Source organism: Pseudomonas sp. GW823-FHT02C05 (assembly GCF_058797595.1).
This window is the reverse complement of the sequence record NZ_JBXAJU010000004.1, coordinates 592,318-608,497: the sequence shown is the minus strand read 5'-3', so window position 1 is coordinate 608,497 and position 16,180 is coordinate 592,318. Positions and strand designations below refer to the sequence as shown.

Annotated in this window: 16 protein-coding genes; 9 read left to right on the top strand and 7 right to left on the bottom strand. The window is 64.1% G+C overall.

Annotation, left to right across the window (positions count from 1 at the left end; all coding sequences use genetic code 11):
• The first annotated feature begins 156 nt into the window (after positions 1-156).
• Positions 157-1,023 carry a transcriptional regulator HexR gene (hexR, locus tag AC1RGE_RS24220; protein ID WP_011064325.1) on the top strand — a complete coding sequence of 289 codons (867 nt, stop codon included), beginning with the start codon at positions 157-159 and terminating at the stop codon, positions 1,021-1,023.
• Positions 1,024-1,208: 185 nt separating this feature from the next.
• The gene (locus tag AC1RGE_RS24215) at positions 1,209-1,421 is read left to right on the top strand and encodes a PA3496 family putative envelope integrity protein (protein WP_072443388.1); all 213 of its coding nucleotides are present in this window, start codon (positions 1,209-1,211) and stop codon (positions 1,419-1,421) included.
• On the opposite strand, the gene AC1RGE_RS24210 is transcribed toward AC1RGE_RS24215, so the two are convergent.
• Positions 1,363-2,325, bottom strand: a complete 963-nt coding sequence (locus tag AC1RGE_RS24210) for a LysR family transcriptional regulator (protein WP_041774538.1) — start codon at positions 2,323-2,325, stop codon at positions 1,363-1,365. The genes AC1RGE_RS24215 and AC1RGE_RS24210 overlap by 59 nt on opposite strands.
• A 190-nt stretch (positions 2,326-2,515) precedes the next feature.
• Between AC1RGE_RS24210 and AC1RGE_RS24205 the strand changes: the two genes are divergently transcribed.
• From AC1RGE_RS24205 to AC1RGE_RS24190, 4 genes are all read left to right on the top strand, one after another.
• Entirely contained in the window at positions 2,516-3,931 is a 1,416-nt protein-coding gene (locus tag AC1RGE_RS24205; protein ID WP_015637534.1) for an acetyl-CoA carboxylase biotin carboxylase subunit, read from the top strand.
• An 11-nt stretch (positions 3,932-3,942) separates the two neighbouring features.
• A complete protein-coding gene (oadA, locus tag AC1RGE_RS24200; protein WP_492585149.1) occupies positions 3,943-5,751 on the top strand; it encodes a sodium-extruding oxaloacetate decarboxylase subunit alpha in 1,809 nt (602 codons plus the stop codon).
• Positions 5,752-5,983: 232 nt separating this feature from the next.
• Positions 5,984-7,258 carry a type II toxin-antitoxin system HipA family toxin gene (locus tag AC1RGE_RS24195; RefSeq protein ID WP_492585147.1) on the top strand — a complete coding sequence of 425 codons (1,275 nt, stop codon included), beginning with the start codon at positions 5,984-5,986 and terminating at the stop codon, positions 7,256-7,258.
• Positions 7,255-7,524, top strand: a complete 270-nt coding sequence (locus tag AC1RGE_RS24190; RefSeq protein WP_011064320.1) for a helix-turn-helix domain-containing protein — start codon at positions 7,255-7,257, stop codon at positions 7,522-7,524. The genes AC1RGE_RS24195 and AC1RGE_RS24190 overlap by 4 nt, the downstream gene beginning before the upstream one ends.
• A gap of 3 nt (positions 7,525-7,527) precedes the next feature.
• Here AC1RGE_RS24190 and AC1RGE_RS24185 read toward each other — a convergent pair whose 3' ends face one another.
• Both AC1RGE_RS24185 and AC1RGE_RS24180 read right to left on the bottom strand, forming a co-directional pair.
• On the bottom strand, positions 7,528-8,364 hold the full coding sequence (locus AC1RGE_RS24185) for an amino acid ABC transporter permease (RefSeq protein ID WP_019093471.1): 837 nt from the start codon (positions 8,362-8,364) through the stop codon (positions 7,528-7,530).
• Positions 8,361-9,182, bottom strand: a complete 822-nt coding sequence (locus AC1RGE_RS24180) for an ABC transporter substrate-binding protein (protein ID WP_492585145.1) — start codon at positions 9,180-9,182, stop codon at positions 8,361-8,363. The genes AC1RGE_RS24185 and AC1RGE_RS24180 overlap by 4 nt, the downstream gene beginning before the upstream one ends.
• A gap of 110 nt (positions 9,183-9,292) precedes the next feature.
• On the opposite strand from AC1RGE_RS24180, the gene AC1RGE_RS24175 reads away from it, so the two are divergent.
• A complete protein-coding gene (locus tag AC1RGE_RS24175; RefSeq protein WP_492585143.1) occupies positions 9,293-10,192 on the top strand; it encodes a homocysteine S-methyltransferase family protein in 900 nt (299 codons plus the stop codon).
• A 66-nt stretch (positions 10,193-10,258) separates the two neighbouring features.
• On the opposite strand, the gene AC1RGE_RS24170 is transcribed toward AC1RGE_RS24175, so the two are convergent.
• Genes AC1RGE_RS24170 through AC1RGE_RS24160 form a run of 3 tightly spaced genes read right to left on the bottom strand, consistent with a single transcriptional unit; the run spans position 10,259 to position 12,050 of the window.
• The gene (locus AC1RGE_RS24170; RefSeq protein WP_053160498.1) at positions 10,259-10,930 is read right to left on the bottom strand and encodes a GNAT family N-acetyltransferase; all 672 of its coding nucleotides are present in this window, start codon (positions 10,928-10,930) and stop codon (positions 10,259-10,261) included.
• Positions 10,931-10,949: 19 nt separating this feature from the next.
• Positions 10,950-11,396: a GNAT family N-acetyltransferase gene (locus tag AC1RGE_RS24165; protein WP_492585141.1), complete on the bottom strand. Its 447-nt coding sequence runs from the start codon at positions 11,394-11,396 to the stop codon at positions 10,950-10,952.
• A 30-nt stretch (positions 11,397-11,426) separates the two neighbouring features.
• On the bottom strand, positions 11,427-12,050 hold the full coding sequence (locus AC1RGE_RS24160; protein ID WP_019093466.1) for an FMN-binding negative transcriptional regulator: 624 nt from the start codon (positions 12,048-12,050) through the stop codon (positions 11,427-11,429).
• A 105-nt stretch (positions 12,051-12,155) separates the two neighbouring features.
• On the opposite strand from AC1RGE_RS24160, the gene pdxR reads away from it, so the two are divergent.
• Both pdxR and AC1RGE_RS24150 read left to right on the top strand, forming a co-directional pair.
• Entirely contained in the window at positions 12,156-13,706 is a 1,551-nt protein-coding gene (pdxR, locus tag AC1RGE_RS24155; RefSeq protein ID WP_492585139.1) for a MocR-like pyridoxine biosynthesis transcription factor PdxR, read from the top strand.
• A gap of 39 nt (positions 13,707-13,745) precedes the next feature.
• Positions 13,746-14,957, top strand: coding sequence for a YeeE/YedE family protein (locus AC1RGE_RS24150; RefSeq protein ID WP_053154657.1), 1,212 nt, complete (start codon positions 13,746-13,748; stop codon positions 14,955-14,957).
• A 113-nt stretch (positions 14,958-15,070) separates the two neighbouring features.
• Here AC1RGE_RS24150 and AC1RGE_RS24145 read toward each other — a convergent pair whose 3' ends face one another.
• Positions 15,071-16,171, bottom strand: coding sequence for a polyamine ABC transporter substrate-binding protein (locus AC1RGE_RS24145; RefSeq protein WP_492585137.1), 1,101 nt, complete (start codon positions 16,169-16,171; stop codon positions 15,071-15,073).
• Between the last annotated feature and the right edge of the window lie 9 nt (positions 16,172-16,180).

Here is a 16,180-nt window from a genome sequence, read left to right as displayed (position 1 = left end):
GCCTGCCACAACGGCTACATAAGTCGTACCCGGCTGAAAATGGGGGGCAGGCAGGCAACTTCGTGATGCATTGGGCGGGCAAAAAGCCGATTCCTGTAGTATAACTACAAGCTTGCTACATCCCCGGCGTCAGCCAATAACAATGAGTCCAGCCCTTTGAACCTGTTGCAGCACATCGCCCAGTCACGTCATTTGTTACGCAAATCGGAACTCAAGGTCGCCGATCACGTGCTCCTTGATCCTGCGGCCGTGATGCACAGTTCCATGGCGGACCTGGCCCACAGCGTGGGCATCAGTGAACCGACCATCGTGCGCTTCTGCCGGGCCATCGGCTGCTCCGGCTTCCAGGACCTCAAGCTCAAGCTGGCGCAGAGCCTTGCCGCCGGGGCCAGCTTCGGCCAGTTCGCGATCCATGAAGACGATTCGGTCGCCGACTACAGCCTGAAGATCTTCGACACCACCCTGCATACCCTGATGGAGGTCCGCGAGAAGCTCGACCCGGTGGCCCTGCAGCAGGCGGTGACCGCCATGTCCCAGGCCCAGCGCGTGGAGTTCTACGGCTTTGGTGCCTCGGGCGCGGTAGCGGCGGATGCACAGCACAAGTTCTTCCGTTTGCTGCTGACCGCAGCGGCCTATTCCGACCCGCACATGCAAGCGATGTCGGCGGTGACCTTGAAGCCTACCGATGTCGCCATCTGCATTTCCCAGTCCGGTCGTTCCAAGGACCTGCTGATCACCGCCAACCTGGTACGTGAAAGCGGCGCCTCGCTGATCACCCTGTGCCCGAGCCAGACGCCGTTGGCCGAGCTGTCCACGGTCAACCTGGCGATCGACGTGCACGAAGACACCGAGATCTACACCCCGCTGACCTCGCGTATCGCCCACCTGGTGGTGATCGACGTGCTGGCGATGGGCGTGGCGATGGCCCGCGGCCCGAGCCTGGTGAACCACCTCAAGAGCGTCAAGCGCAGCCTTCGCAGCCTGCGCCTGTCGCCCAAGTCGGTGAAAGCCCTGGACGATTGAGTCTCTCTGGCCGGTGATGAGGCCTCGGGGTTGTGCATCGCGCTGACGGACGCCTTCGCTGGCAAGCCGGCTCCTACAGAAAGGTAGGCGCTGTGAATGTTCATCGTCCTGTAACCGACCCGCCGCCAAACCGTAACCGCCGACGTCCATCGTGAAGCTTCCGTACTCGCATTGGGAGACTCGAAATGGCCCGGCCTTACGAAGAGAGCAACAGCGCAGTCAAGACCCGTCGTCAGCAGGAAGACCAGCGCCGCATGGAATTTCGTCGTGCGATCGAACACCGCTTCGAGCTGCGTCAGTTGCAGCAACAAATCAACGATTACCCTGAGCTGGACGCGGTCAATTACTGGCAGGCGGCACCCGCGGCTTCCCGTCGAAGCGTTCAACCAGCCCGCTGATCTGCACGCGTTCGCTGCGGATGAATCCCAGGAACGCATGCGCTACCGGTGACAGGCGTTTGGCTTTGGCCTGTACCAGGCACCAGCTGCGAAGCAATGGCAGCTCTTCGACCGGCAACTCGATCAAGCCGCCGGTCGCCAACTCAAGGTTCAGGGCGTGGCGCGTCAGCAAGGCCACGCCCAGACCCGCCCGCACACACTCACGCTGAGCTTCCGCCGACGACACTTCGAGGATCTGGGTGAAGTGCACGCGCTTCTCCTTGAAGTACTCCTCGCAGGCCAGGCGGGTGCCGGAGCCCTGTTCGCGCAGTACCAGCGTGTAGGGCTCCAGGTCCTGCAGGCGCAGCGGGCCCATGTGGCTCAGAGGGTGCTCCGGCGGGGCCACCGCGACGATCGGGTTGTTGAGGAAGGGCAGGAACTCCAGCTCCATGTCCTGGGGCACCATGGACATGATCACCAGGTCGTCGCGATTGTCCGAGAGCCGGCGGATCACCTGGGAGCGGTTGACCACCGTCAGTTGCAGGTGCACTTCCGGGTGCTGGCGCTTGAAGGCGGCGAACAGGTGCGGCACGAAGTACTTGGCGCTGGATTCCACCGCCAGCTTGAGCTGGCCCTGCAGCGAACCCTGCATGTCGGAGAGCTGCATGTCGAGGTTCTCCAGGCGCCCGAAGATGTCCCGGCTGGCCCGTTGCAGCGCTTCGGCGGCTTCGGTCATGTAGAGCTTCTTGCCCACATAGTCGAACAGCGGCTGGCCGATCAGCTCCTCCAACTGGCGAATCTGCAGGCTGACCGCGGGCTGGGTGAGGGACATTTCATCGGCGGCGCGGCTGTAGGAGCGTAGATCGCAGACTTCATTGAAAATCTGCAACTGACGCAATGTCAGTCTCATCAAGGACTTGCGCATTTCTTGAGGGCTCGCGCCAAGGGCTGGTGGCATGACTATAAGTCTTTACTTATGGCCAACCCAATAATTATTGATTTTTGTTAATCCCTCTGCAGAGCTAGTGTGTCGCTGCGACTGACTTGAAACATTTGGTCACGCGCCGACTCGGTCTAGCGGGTCGTCTGTTTCAACGGCTCAAGGGAACCTCCAAGTGATAAAAAAGATCCTGATCGCCAACCGTGGTGAGATTGCCGTACGAATCGTGCGTGCCTGCGCGGAAATGGGCATCCGTTCGGTAGCGATCTTCTCCGACGCCGATCGCCATGCCTTGCATGTAAAGCGCGCGGATGAGGCCCACAGCATTGGCGCCGAGCCGCTGGCCGGCTACCTGAACCCACGCAAACTGGTGAACCTGGCGGTGGAAACCGGCTGTGATGCGCTGCATCCCGGCTATGGGTTTCTCTCGGAAAACGCCGAACTGGCGGACATCTGCGCCGAACGTGGAATCAAGTTTATTGGCCCGTCGGCGGAAGTGATCCGCCGCATGGGCGACAAGACCGAAGCCCGCCGCAGCATGATCAAGGCGGGCGTGCCGGTGACTCCGGGCACCGAAGGCAACGTGGCCGATATCCACGAAGCCCTGTCCGAAGGCGACCGCATCGGCTACCCGGTGATGCTCAAGGCCACCTCCGGTGGTGGCGGGCGCGGCATCCGTCGTTGCAACAGCCGTGAAGAGCTGGAGCAGGCTTTCCCCCGGGTCATTTCCGAAGCCACCAAGGCCTTCGGTTCGGCGGAAGTGTTCCTGGAAAAGTGCATCGTCAATCCCAAGCACATCGAAGCGCAGATCCTCGGCGACAGTTTTGGCAACGTGGTGCACCTGTTCGAGCGCGACTGCTCGATCCAGCGCCGCAACCAGAAGCTCATCGAGATCGCCCCGAGCCCGCAGCTGACCCCGGAACAGCGCGCCTACATCGGCGACCTGTCGGTGCGCGCGGCCAAGGCCGTGGGCTACGAGAACGCCGGCACCGTGGAGTTCCTGCTCGCCGAGGGCGAGGTGTACTTCATGGAGATGAACACCCGGGTGCAGGTGGAACACACCATCACCGAAGAAATCACCGGCATCGATATCGTCCGCGAGCAGATCCGCATTGCTTCCGGCCTGCCGCTCTCGGTGAAACAGGAAGACATCCAGCACCGCGGCTTTGCCCTGCAGTTCCGGATCAATGCCGAGGACCCGAAGAACAACTTCCTGCCCAGCTTCGGCAAGATCACCCGCTACTACGCCCCCGGCGGCCCGGGCGTGCGCACCGACACGGCGATCTACACCGGCTACACCATTCCGCCGTTCTACGACTCCATGTGCCTGAAACTCGTGGTCTGGGCCCTGACCTGGGAAGAAGCGATGGACCGTGGCCTGCGCGCCCTGGACGACATGCGCCTGCAAGGGGTCAAGACCACCGCCGCCTATTACCAGGAAATCCTGCGTAACCCGGAATTCCGCAGCGGTCAGTTCAACACCAGCTTCGTTGAGAGCCACCCGGAACTGACCAACTACTCGATCAAGCGCAAACCCGAAGAGCTGGCCCTGGCCATCGCCGCCGCCATTGCCGCCCACGCAGGCCTGTGAGGAATAAAACAATGTCCAAGAAGATTCATGTAACCGACACCATCCTGCGCGACGCCCACCAATCGCTGCTGGCGACCCGCATGCGCACCGACGACATGCTGCCGATCTGCGACAAGCTCGACAAAGTCGGCTACTGGTCCCTGGAAGTCTGGGGCGGCGCCACCTTCGATGCCTGCGTGCGCTTCCTCAAGGAAGACCCCTGGGAGCGCCTGCGCAAACTGCGCGCCACGCTGCCCAACACCCGCCTGCAGATGCTCCTGCGCGGCCAGAACCTGCTGGGCTACCGCCATTACAGCGATGACGTGGTCAAGGCCTTCGTGGCCAAGGCGGCGGTCAATGGCATCGACGTGTTCCGCATCTTCGACGCCATGAACGACGTGCGTAACCTGCGGGTCGCCATCGAAGCGGTGAAAGCCGCCGGCAAGCACGCCCAGGGCACCATCGCCTACACCACCAGCCCGGTGCACACCATCGAGGCCTTCGTGGCCCAGGGCAAGCAGATGGAAGCCATGGGCTGCGACTCCATCGCGATCAAGGACATGGCCGGCCTGTTGACCCCTTACGCCACCGGCGAGCTGGTCAAGGCGCTGAAGGCCGAGCTGTCGCTGCCGGTGTTCATCCACTCCCATGACACCGCCGGCCTGGCTGCGATGTGCCAACTCAAGGCCATCGAGAACGGCGCCGACCATATCGACACCGCCATCTCCAGCTTCGCCTGGGGCACCAGCCACCCGGGTACCGAGTCCATGGTCGCAGCCCTCAAAGGCAGCGAGTTCGACACTGGCCTGGACCTGGAACTGCTGCAGGAAATCGGCCTGTACTTCTACGCCGTGCGCAAGAAGTACCACCAGTTCGAAAGCGAATTCACCGCCGTGGACACCCGGGTGCAGGTCAACCAGGTGCCGGGCGGGATGATTTCCAACCTGGCCAACCAGCTCAAAGAGCAGGGCGCCCTGAACCGCATGAACGAAGTGCTGGCCGAGATTCCACGGGTCCGTCACGACCTGGGCTACCCGCCGCTGGTGACCCCGACTTCGCAGATCGTCGGTACCCAGGCGTTCTTCAACGTCCTGGCTGGCGAGCGCTACAAGACCATCACCAACGAAGTGAAGCTCTACCTGCAAGGCGGCTACGGCAAGGCTCCGGGGGAAGTCGACGAGAAACTGCGGCGCCAGGCCATCGGCAGCGAGGAGGTGATCGATGTACGTCCCGCCGACCTGCTGAAGCCGGAAATGACCAAGCTGCGTGGCGAAATCGGCGCCCTGGCGCATTCCGAAGAAGACGTGCTGACCTACGCCATGTTCCCGGACATCGGACGCAAGTTCCTCGAAGAGCGTGAGGCCGGCACCCTGGTTCCGGAAGTGCTGCTGCCGATTCCTGAAGCGGGCGGCGTGAGCAAGCCGGGCGGTGAAGGCGTGCCCACCGAGTTCGTCATCGACGTCCACGGCGAGACCTACCGCGTCGACATCACCGGCGTCGGGGTCAAGGCCGAAGGCAAGCGCCACTTCTACCTGTCCATCGACGGCATGCCGGAAGAGGTGGTGTTCGAACCTCTCAACGAATTCGTCGGCGGTGGTGGCAGCAAGCGCAAGCAGGCGAGCGCCCCGGGCCATGTCAGCACCACCATGCCGGGCAACATCGTCGATGTGCTGGTCAAGGAAGGCGACACGGTCAAGGCCGGCCAGGCGGTATTGATCACCGAAGCCATGAAGATGGAGACCGAAGTCCAGGCAGCGGTTGCCGGCAAGGTCGTGGCGATCCATGTGGCCAAGGGCGACCGGGTCAACCCGGGCGAGATCCTGATCGAGATCGAAGGCTGAGTTCAGGCCTTCATCTGCAACGCTTTACCTCGGGGAGGCTACGGCCTCCCTTTTTTTGTCCACGATTTGCCTGAGTGCATTTTAGTGCACTTATTGTCTGCAAAAATCGGCTGTATCTGCATTACAATGCATTTCGCAGAGGTAATGACGCACCAAAAGTGCATTAAATTGCAGGTAATGAATGCTACAGCTGACTTTGCAGGTCCATCGCGCCGGGACGTGGAGCGATGCGATGACCCTGATTTTCGAGCATCCCGAGCAGGGCTTCACCAGCCCTTGCCGTCTGGGTTATGAGCAGTCGTACCTGGCAGGCAATCTGGAAGCCTTTGCCACGCCGCTGGCGGGATCGGTGAGTGTGCGTCTGCCGCTGACCTGGGAACTGCTGCGCAGTCCGGGCGTCCCGGCGTTCCTGTATGACATTGCGCCGACGCTCACCATGCAGCGTTTTTTGGCCGAGCGCTCGGTGGGCGCGCGCCCCGCCGGCATTGCCCCCGACTTGTTCCTGCTGGCCCGATCCAGCGCGGCCCCCATGGGCAATCTGCGGATCAAGGAGTCCCTTGCCGCCATGAATGAACGGCCGCTGCTGGGGTTCTCCCGGGCCGAGGTCAGCGCCCGCGACAACCGCTTTCTTGAATACGCCCATGAACAGGGAGCGGCAATGAGCGGTGCCACGGGTGCCGTTGGCGAGGCGACGAAGCTGCTGCTGACCCAGGGGCGTGACGGGTTGCTGTACCCCGATGCGCTGTTGGAAGACAGGCTGGCGGCGTGCCACTGGCTGGTGAAATGCCCGCCAGAGCAGGCGACGCCAAATGACTGCGACATGCTCAGAAGCGAGTTCCACTACTACCGGGCGCTGCAGCAGCTGGGCATCGATACGGTTCCCGCCCAAGGCCTGGCCCTGGAAGAGGAGCGGCAGCCGAGCCTGTGGATGCGACGCTTTGATCGTCGCCTGCACGGGCAGGGTGTGGAACGGCTGGCGCTGGAGTCCATCTATTCCCTGGCGGGGTTGCCCGGCCAGAGCCTGGGCATGCGGCACACCAAGGTCCTGGGGCTGCTGGCCGAACTCTGGCGAACCGCCGGGCAGGCCTCGGCGATCCCGGAGCTGGTGGCCGACTACCTGCGTCGGGACCTGCTCAACAAGCTCCTTGGCAACTCGGCCAACCATGGGCGCAATACCTGGATCATCCGTCACGAGGGCCAGGTGCAGTTGGCGCCGATCCACGATCTGGCGCCGCGAGTGATGGATGACAAGGGCATTACCCGCAGCACCAAATGGCCCGGCCGGATGGAAGTGGCGGGTGATATCGACTGGCGCCAGGTGTGTGCCAGCCTCAAGCCGCTGATCGATCCCGATGCTGCGCTGACGCGCCTGCGCGAAGATGCCGAACGGCTACGGGCCCTGCCGGACCTGCTGAGTGCCGGGGGCTTGCCCGAGGCCACCCTGAATCACCCGCGCATTTACCTGCGTGACCTGGATCGACGCCTGCAGGAGTGGGGTTTGCGATGACTACGACCCTGGAACAGCGCGGCCTGCTGATCGATAACATCCGCCAGGAACTGGCCGCTGGGCGTTTGTCGGTTGGTGATGCGGTCAAGCGCCTGCGCACTGAAGTCACCGGGTTGCATCAGAGCCAGTTCGCCAGGATGTGCCGGATTTCCCTGCGTACCCTGATCCATATCGAACACGGCGACGGCAACCCGACCCTCAAGTCGCTGAACGCGGTGTTCAAGCCTTTCGGCCTGCAGATGGGCGTGGTTTCCCTGCGCCCTTGAGCTTCACCCGCGCTGAACGTAACCCTTGCCGTAATGCCTTTCCATCCGCGCCTGGATCAGTTCCAGGCCGATGGACAGCAGCCAGTAGATCAGCGCCGCGGTGCTGAGCATTTCGATGTAGCGGTAGCTGGAACGGCCGTAGGACTGGGCCAGGAACATCACTTCCCAGACCCCCATCACCGAGATCAGCGACGAGTCCTTGAGCATCGAGATGAACTGGTTGGTGGCCGGCGGGATGATGGTGCGCATGGCCTGGGGCAGGGTCACCTGCCAGAAGATCACGCTGTCGCTCATGCCCAGGGCCAGGGCGGCCTGGCGCTGGCCTTGGGGCACGCCGAGGATGCCGGCGCGGAAGATCTCGCTGAGGTAGGCGCCGTAGTTCAGCGACAGGGCGATGATCCCGGCGGTAATGGCGCCCGGCACCACCCCTAATTGTGGCAGGCCGAGGTAGATCAGCAGGATCTGGATCAGCAGCGGAGTGCCGCGAAAGAACGAGGCGTAGAAGCTGGCGATGCCGAACGCCACGGCGCTCGAGGACAGGCGTGCCAGGGCGGTGATGAAGCCCAGCAGCGACGAAGCGACGATGGAGCAGGCGCAGAGGAACAGGGTCAGCGCCGCACCCTGGAGAAAGCCGCTGGGGGACAGGTGCAGACCCAGCAGGTTCGGCAGCTTGTCGAGGATGATCGAGAACTTCAGGTCGAAGCTCAGGAAGAAGCTGGCGAACAGCACCAGCAGCGCTGCCCAGGTCAGGTACAGGCGGCTGCGAAAACCCAGCAGGCGCTTGAGCAGCGGTGCAGCCACCGATTGTGGTGGCTGCGGCGGTGGCGTGTAGGCGGTCATTGGCTGATGTCGGCGCCGATCCATTTCTGCGACAGCTTGCTCAGGGTGCCGTCCTGCTTCAGCTGGGCGAAGACTTCACGCACCTTGGCATTCCACTGGGCATCGCCTTTCTCGATGGCCACCGAGTTGGGCTCGGCGTACAGCGGCTCGCCGGCCAGCTTGAAGCGCGAGTCCTGGGTTAGGCGCGGCTGGGCGGTGACCAGGTTGGTGAGGATCGCATCCAGGCGTACACCCGGGCCCAGGCCGAGGTCCTGGAAGGCCACGTTGTCGGTGTCGTAGGGGGCGATCTGCACATTCTCGAAGGGGTATTGCAGGTGGGTGTCCTCGGCGCCTTCGATCACCAGGTTCTTGTTCAGGTAGCCCTCGTAGCTGGAGGCGGCGGTCAGGCCGACCTTCTTGTCGCTCAGGTCCTGGGCGCCGTGGATCCGTTCATCCTTGGCGTTGACCACGATCACCGCCGGCGAGGCGTAGTACTGCACCGGGAAGTCGAAGACCTCGGCGCGGGCCTTGCTCGGGGTCATGGAGCAGATGCAGATGTCGTAGCGCCCGCTCCAGCGTCCGGCGGCGATCACATCCCAGGACGGGGTTTCCAGGCGCAGCCTGACCCCGAGCTTGTCGGCCACGGCCTTGGCCACGTCGACGTCGAAGCCGTCCAGCTGGTTCTGCTCGTTGAGGAAGGAGAAGGGCGGGTAGCTTTCCATCAGCACCCCGACCAGCTCCTTTTTCTGCTCGATACGTTCCAAGGTGGCGCCGGCGAAGGCTTGGGAGGAGGCGGCGAGAAGGGTCAGGCCGAGGGCCAGCAGCGGTTTGAAATTCATCGGAATCCTGACTGAAAAAGAGTTGTTATTAACCGAATGGTGCGTATTTAATAGTTATAAGAACGACTCCGGTAGTGAGTTATTTTCATAAGCATATGAGTAAAAAGCATATGGGCGCAGGCAATACGGTAATTCTCGATGGCGGTATGGGGCGTGAACTGCAGCGTCGCGGGGCGCCGTTCCGGCAGCCTGAATGGTCGGCCCTGGCGCTGAGCGAGGCGCCCCAGGCGGTTGAGGCGGTGCACGCGGCCTATATCGACAGCGGTGCCAACGTGATCACCAGCAACAGCTACGCGGTGGTGCCGTTTCATATCGGCGAGGAACGTTTTGCCGCTGAAGGCCAAGCCCTGGCGGCTCTGGCCGGTGAGCTGGCGCGCCGCGCAGTAGAGGCCTCCGGCAAGCCGGTGCGGGTCGCGGGTTCGTTGCCGCCGCTGTTCGGTTCCTATCGCCCGGACCTGTTCGACGCTGCGCGGGTCGAGGAAATCCTCAGCCCGCTGGTCAAGGGCCTGGCGCCCCATGTCGACCTGTGGCTGGCGGAAACCCAGAGCTCGATCGTCGAAGCGCGGGCTATCCACGCCGGCCTGCCCAAGGACGGCAAGCCGTTCTGGCTGTCCTTCACCCTGAAGGACGAAGAGGTCGACGAAGTGCCGCGCCTGCGTTCCGGCGAGACGGTGGCCGAAGCGGCAGCCGTGGCGGCGCAGTTGGGGGTGCAGACCCTGCTGTTCAACTGCAGCCAGCCGGAAGTGATTGGGGCTGCGGTGGATGTGGCTCGCGAGACCTTCGAGCGCCTGGGCGTGCAGATTCACATTGGCGTGTATGCCAATGCCTTTCCGCCGCAGCCCGAGGATGCCACCGCCAACGACGGCCTGTGCCCGCTGCGCGAGGACCTGGACCCGCCGGGTTATCTGCAATGGGTGGCGGACTGGCACCAGCGCGGTGCCAGCCATGTGGGCGGTTGCTGCGGCATTGGGCCGGAGCATATTGCGGTGTTGGCGCAGAAGCTCGGTTGAGTCCTTCGCCGGCAAGCCGGCTCCTACACAGGCCTGTAGGAGCCGGCTTGCCGGCGAAAATCCCGCTTACCCGCGACACTCCGCCAGCGACTTGAGCTGCCCCGAGCCGCTCTGGTTCTCATCGCTGAGCCATTGCTCGAAACCCTTGGCAATCACCGGCCATTCCCCATCCAGGATCGAGAACCACGCGGTATCGCGGTTCTGCCCCTTGGCCACCATGTGCTGGCGAAACACACCCTCGAAGCTGAAACCCAAACGTTCCGCGGCGTAGCGCGAGCGGGCATTGGCGTTGTTGCACTTCCATTCCAGGCGCCGGTAACCCAGGGCGAAGGCTTCCTTGGCCAGCAGGTACACCGCTTCAGTGCTCTTTGGCGAACGTTGCATCGGTGCACCGAAGGTTACATGGCCGATCTCGATACGCCCCTGGGCCGGGACGATGGACATCAGGCTGATGAGGCCCTGGGCCTGGCCGCTGGCGCGGTCGATCACGGTAAAGAAGTACGGGTCGCTGGCGACGGCGTGGTTAGCGAGCCAGGCATCGAACGCCGCACGCTCGGGGAAGGGGCCATAAGGCAGGTAGTTCCACAGCACGGGGTCGGCGCCAGGGCCTTGCAGCACCTGGAACAGATCGTCGCCATGGCGCGCCGGGTCGAGCCTTTCCAAACGGATGAAGCGCCCTTCAAGCAGGGTGGCCGAAGGGGCGGGAACGCCTTTCCAATCGGCGAGTGAAATCGACATGCAGTGGCTCCTTGGCAACTCAGAGGGGTTTGCGGAACTGGATGAAACCCGGGCGCTCGGCAATACGCTCATACAGCTGGATGGCCGTGGCATTGGTTTCGTGGGTCAGCCAATGCACCTTGGCGCAGCCGTCCTGTTTCGCCTGGGTGTAGACGAACTCGATCAGCTGGCGGCCGACGCCGGTGCCGCGCTGGTCCGGGGTCACCAGCAGGTCCTGCAGGTAGCAGGAATTCTCGATGCTCCAGTTGGAGCGGTGGTAGATGAAATGCACCAGGCCCACGGCGCGCTCGCCGTCCCAGGCCAGGGCCGCGTGGGTCGGCTCGCCGGCATCGAGAAAACGCTGCCAGGTGCTTTGGGTCACGGCGTCCGGCAGTTCGGTTTCGTAGAAGCTCAGGTAGGCCTGCCACAGGGGCTGCCAGGCGCTGTGGTCGGCGGCGGTAACGGGGCGGATCTGGATCTGGCGCATGAAAGCTCCTTTATTGTTCTGGACGAAAACCTAGCTCATCAATCGGGACAGTTGCTGGTCGCGCAGGTCGGCGCTGGCCGCGAGGCCTTCGCGCACCCCGGCGATATCCTCGGCGCTGCGGTTCTGGCTGAGCTTGCGCTTGCCTTCCAGCCGCTGGATCGGCAAGGCAAAGCCGACGATTGCCCGGAGCATGCCCTCCAGGTAGTCGGCGGGGGCATCTGTCACTTGCCAGGGTTGGGGGCGGCCGGCTTCGTGACGCTCGGTCAGGCCCCCCACCACCTTGAGCAGCCGCTCCGGATCGCTGAATACCTCAGGCTGGCCATAGGCGTGCACTGCCACGTAGTTCCAGGTCGGCACCACTTTGCCGTGCTCGGCCTTGCTTGGATAGAACGAGGGGCTGACGTAGGCATCCTCGCCCGTGAAGATCACCAGCGCCTCGGCGCCAGCGGCCAGTTCGGCGCATTGCGGGTTGGCCTTGGCCAGGTGCCCGTAGAGGGTGCCATTGGCCCCCTGTCCGGGCTCCAGCAGCAGGGGCAGGTGGCTGGCCTGCAGGCCCAGGGCGCCCCAGGTCACCAGGGTCGCCAGGCGGCTGCCCAGGATCAGTTGCTGCAGGCGGGCGAGGTCTTCATCGACGAAAGCGCGGGGTAGGTACATGTAAAAAAATCCTTGGCGAGTGGCTGCATCCTAGGCAGGCTAATGGTTCGTTGTAAGAGCCATTTCTGGTCTATTTTGTGGGTCCAATTGCCCAGGTGAACCTCGATGAACAGTGCCGTACCCCCGTTGTCCTTCAATCCGGCCGGCATCGAGCTGGACCGCCGCCAGGGCCTCAGTCGCCAGCTGTACCAGGCCTTGCGACAGCGGGTGCTGGACGGGCGCCTGGCCAGTGGTACGCGCCTGCCTGCCAGCCGCGACCTGGCCGCCGCCCTGGGGATTTCCCGCAACAGCGTAGTGCGGGCCTATGACCAGCTGTACGCCGAGGGTTTTATCGAAGGGCGGGTCGGTGACGGCACCTATGTGGCGCAATTGCCGGAAACCCGATTGCCGATCAAAAAACTATCCACAAAAGTATCCACAGGGTTTTCAACAGGCTTACCCACAGGTTTATCCACAAAAAAGGCAGAAATGGCTGGTGATTTATCCAGTAAAGTTATCCACAGCAGCGGCTGGCAGCGCCTGCAAACCCATCATTTGAGTACCCCGCCCAAGGGGCCGCCACGGGCTTTTCGGGTTGGTGTGCCAGCCTTCGATCTGTTCCCGTTCGAGGTCTGGGCCAAGCTGAATGCGGCTTTCTGGCGCAGGCCCGACCTCGGGCAATTGTGCTACGGCGACTCGGCGGGCGATCCGCGGCTGCGCAGCCTGATCGCCGCCTACCTGCGCAGCGCTCGGGGCCTGAACTGCACGGCTGAACAAATTGTGATCACCAGTGGCGCGCAGCAGGGCATCAGCCTTTGTGCACAGCTGCTGGTGGAGCCAGGCGACAAGGTGGCTGTGGAAAACCCCGGCTACCGCGCCGCGGGGCATGCCTTCGCCCTGGCGGGTGCGCAGTTGCAGGGCGTGGCGGTGGACCAGGAGGGCATCGACTGCCGCCAGCTGGAGCAGCTGGACAGCTGCTGCCTGGCCTATGTCACGCCGTCCCACCAGTACCCCACCGGGGTGATCATGAGCCTGGCCCGGCGCCTGGAGCTGCTGGCCTGGGCCGAACGCAGCCAGGGCTGGATCATCGAGGACGACTACGACGGCGAGTACCGCTACAGCGGTGCGCCCCTGGCCCCCCTGGCGGCGTTGGACCGCCAGGGCCGGGTGATCTACGTCGGGACCTTCGGCAAGGTCGCCTTTCCGGCCCTGCGCCTGGGCTACCTGGTGCTGCCGCCGACCCTGGTCCAGGCCTTCGCCCAGCGCCGGGCGGTGGACGTGCGCCATTCCGAGGTCAGTACCCAGGCGGTGATGGCCGAGTTCATGGCCGCCGGGCACTTCCAGCGGCATATCCGGCGCATGCGCCGGGCGGCCCTGAGCCGGCGCAACACCTTGCTGGCGGCCTGGCCGCAGGCGATCGGCGGCGTCGGGCCACTGCCCGGCGTGGCGGCGGGGCTGCACCTGACGGTGCGGGTCGACAGCCTGGCGCGGGAGCAGGAACTGCTGGCCCAGGCCGCCAGTGTGGAGGTCGAGGTCGCCGGCCTGAGCAGCTATTGGCTGCCGCAAACCACCTTGCCCGAGGACCAGCGGGCCGGGCTGGTGCTGGGCTTCGCGGCTGTGCCGGAAGCCGATATACAGGCTGCGGTAAGCCGTTTGCGCCAGGCCTGGCGGGCCTGAAGCGGTATACTCGCGAGCATTTCCCGCGCGAGAACCCCCATGAGCCAGACCCTCTCCCTGGCGCCTGAACGCAAGTTCGGCGCCCCGCTGTTCGCCTTGCTGCTGCTGGTGGCCGGTGCTCTGTTCCTGCAAGCCCAGGTGGGTGCCCGCCAGGTGCTGCTGTTGCTGCTGGGCGCTGCCCTGGGGCTGACCCTGTACCACGCGGCCTTCGGCTTCACCTCGGCCTGGCGGGTGTTCATCCGCGACCGGCGTGGCGCCGGCCTGCGAGCGCAAATGGTCATGCTGGCCCTGGCGGTGCTGCTGTTCTTCCCCGCGCTGGGGGCGGGCAGCCTGTTCGGCCAGCCGGTGGTGGGGCTGGTGGCGCCGGCCGGCGTCTCGGTGATCTTCGGTGCCTTCATCTTCGGCATCGGCATGCAGTTGGGCGGCGGTTGCGCCTCGGGCACCCTGTTCACCGTTGGCGGCGGCAATGCGCGGATGCTGGTGACCCTGGCGTTCTTCATTTGCGGTTCGCTGATCGCCACCCATCACGTCGACTGGTGGTTTGCGCTGCCGTCGCTGCCGCCAATCTCTATCGTCCAGAGTTTTGGTGTAGGCCCGGCGCTGGGCCTGAGCCTGTGCCTGTTCGCGCTGATCGCGGTGCTCACCCTGACCCTGGAAAAGCGCCGTCATGGCAGCCTTGAAGCTCCGGTCACCAGCGAGCACCAGGGCTGGCGCCGGCTGCTGCGCGGCCCCTGGCCGCTGGTCTGGGGCGCGGTAGCCCTGGCTCTGCTGAACTTCGCCACCCTGGCCCTGGCGGGGCGCCCATGGGGCATTACCTCGGCGTTCGCCCTGTGGGGCGCCAAGGTCGCCAGCGGGCTGGGGGTGGACGTAGGCAGCTGGGTGTTCTGGCAGGGCGCGGCGAATGCCAAGGCGCTGGCGGCACCGGTGTGGCAGGACATCACCAGTGTCATGGACATCGGCATCGTCCTGGGTGCCTTGCTGGCGGCAGGGTTGGCGGGACGTTTTGCCCCCAACCTGAGAATCCCCACCCGTTCCCTGGTAGCGGCGGTAATCGGCGGCCTGCTGCTGGGCTACGGTTCGCGCCTGGCCTATGGCTGCAACATCGGCGCCTACTTCAGCGGCATCGCCTCCGGCAGCCTGCATGGCTGGCTGTGGCTGGTGGCGGCCTTCATCGGCAACGGCGTGGGCGTGCGCCTGCGGCCCTGGTTCTTCGCCGAAGAACGCAGCCCCCAAGGCCTCACCGGCTGCTAAACGCCACTGTGTAGGAGCCGGCTTGCCGGCGAACAGCGGCGACGCGGTCTATCACCCGCCGCGTCCTCGTCGGTCGCCGCCCACCAGAACACCGCCCGTGTGCTTGCGCCGGATCAGGTCCCGGACTTGATCTTGGTCCAGGCCCGGGTCCGCGCCCGCTCTGCATCACGGGGCAACGGCTGCAGCGTGTACAGGGTGCTCATGGCCGCTTCTGTCGGATACAGGTTGGGGTTGTTGCGGATCGAAGGGTCTACCAGTCCGGTCGCGTCCTTGTTCGGGTTGGGATAACCGACAAAGTCGCTGACCGGGGCAATCACCTGGGGTTGCAGCAGGTAGTTGATGAAGGTGTAGGCATCTTCCGGGTTCTTCGCGCCCTTGGGGAGCGCCAGCATGTCGAACCAGATCGGCGCGCCTTCCTTGGGCAGACGCATGTCCACGGTCACGCCGTTCTTGGCTTCTTTGGCGCGGTTGGCGGCCTGGGAGAAGCTCCCCGAATAGCCCACGGCCACGCAGATATCGCCATTGGCGATGTCGGCCATGTACTTGGACGAGTGGAAGTAGGTGATGTACGGCCGGATCTTCATCAGCAGCTCTTCAGCCTTCTCGTAGTCCGCCGGCTTCTTGCTGTTGGGGTCCAGGCCCAGGTGCTGCAGGGCCAGGGGCAGGATTTCCGAAGGCGAGTCGAGCAGGGCCACGCCGCACTGCTTGAGCTTGCTGATGTTCTCTTCCTTGAAGATCAGGTCCCAGCTGTCCACCGGCGCCTTGTCGCCGAGGGCGGCCTTGACCTTGTCCGGGTTGAAGCCGATCAGGATGGTGCCGTACATGTAGGGCACGGCGAACTTGTTGCCCGGGTCGTTGGCCTCGATCAGCTTCATCAGCTTGGGGTCCAGGTGGTTCCAGTTGGGCAGCTTGCTGCGGTCCAGGGGCTGGAACACCCCGGCCTCGATCTGCTTGGCCAGGAACACGTTAGACGGCACCACCACGTCATAGCCGGAGTTGCCGGTGAGCAGCTTGGCCTCCAGGGCTTCGTTGGTGTCGAAGATGTCGTAGACCAGCTTCACCTGGCTGTTCTGGGCCTTGAAGTCTTCCAGGGCCTTGGGGGTGATGTAGTCGAACCAGTTGTACACCCGCAGGGTGCGTTCTTCGGCGTGGGCGGCGGTCCCCAGCAGGCTGGCGCACAGGGCGGGGATCATTAAGCGTTTGAGTCTTTGCATGATGCGAAT

Coding starts and splice junctions, on each gene's coding strand:
- AC1RGE_RS24215 (WP_072443388.1), top strand. CDS start 1,209: ATGGCCCGGCCTTACGAAGAGAGCAACAGCGCAGTCAAGACCCGTCGT.
- AC1RGE_RS24210 (WP_041774538.1), bottom strand. CDS start 2,325: ATGCGCAAGTCCTTGATGAGACTGACATTGCGTCAGTTGCAGATTTTC.
- oadA (WP_492585149.1), top strand. CDS start 3,943: ATGTCCAAGAAGATTCATGTAACCGACACCATCCTGCGCGACGCCCAC.
- AC1RGE_RS24195 (WP_492585147.1), top strand. CDS start 5,984: ATGACCCTGATTTTCGAGCATCCCGAGCAGGGCTTCACCAGCCCTTGC.
- AC1RGE_RS24190 (WP_011064320.1), top strand. CDS start 7,255: ATGACTACGACCCTGGAACAGCGCGGCCTGCTGATCGATAACATCCGC.
- AC1RGE_RS24185 (WP_019093471.1), bottom strand. CDS start 8,364: ATGACCGCCTACACGCCACCGCCGCAGCCACCACAATCGGTGGCTGCA.
- AC1RGE_RS24180 (WP_492585145.1), bottom strand. CDS start 9,182: ATGAATTTCAAACCGCTGCTGGCCCTCGGCCTGACCCTTCTCGCCGCC.
- AC1RGE_RS24175 (WP_492585143.1), top strand. CDS start 9,293: ATGGGCGCAGGCAATACGGTAATTCTCGATGGCGGTATGGGGCGTGAA.
- AC1RGE_RS24170 (WP_053160498.1), bottom strand. CDS start 10,930: ATGTCGATTTCACTCGCCGATTGGAAAGGCGTTCCCGCCCCTTCGGCC.
- AC1RGE_RS24165 (WP_492585141.1), bottom strand. CDS start 11,396: ATGCGCCAGATCCAGATCCGCCCCGTTACCGCCGCCGACCACAGCGCC.
- AC1RGE_RS24160 (WP_019093466.1), bottom strand. CDS start 12,050: ATGTACCTACCCCGCGCTTTCGTCGATGAAGACCTCGCCCGCCTGCAG.
- pdxR (WP_492585139.1), top strand. CDS start 12,156: ATGAACAGTGCCGTACCCCCGTTGTCCTTCAATCCGGCCGGCATCGAG.
- AC1RGE_RS24150 (WP_053154657.1), top strand. CDS start 13,746: ATGAGCCAGACCCTCTCCCTGGCGCCTGAACGCAAGTTCGGCGCCCCG.
- AC1RGE_RS24145 (WP_492585137.1), bottom strand. CDS start 16,171: ATGCAAAGACTCAAACGCTTAATGATCCCCGCCCTGTGCGCCAGCCTG.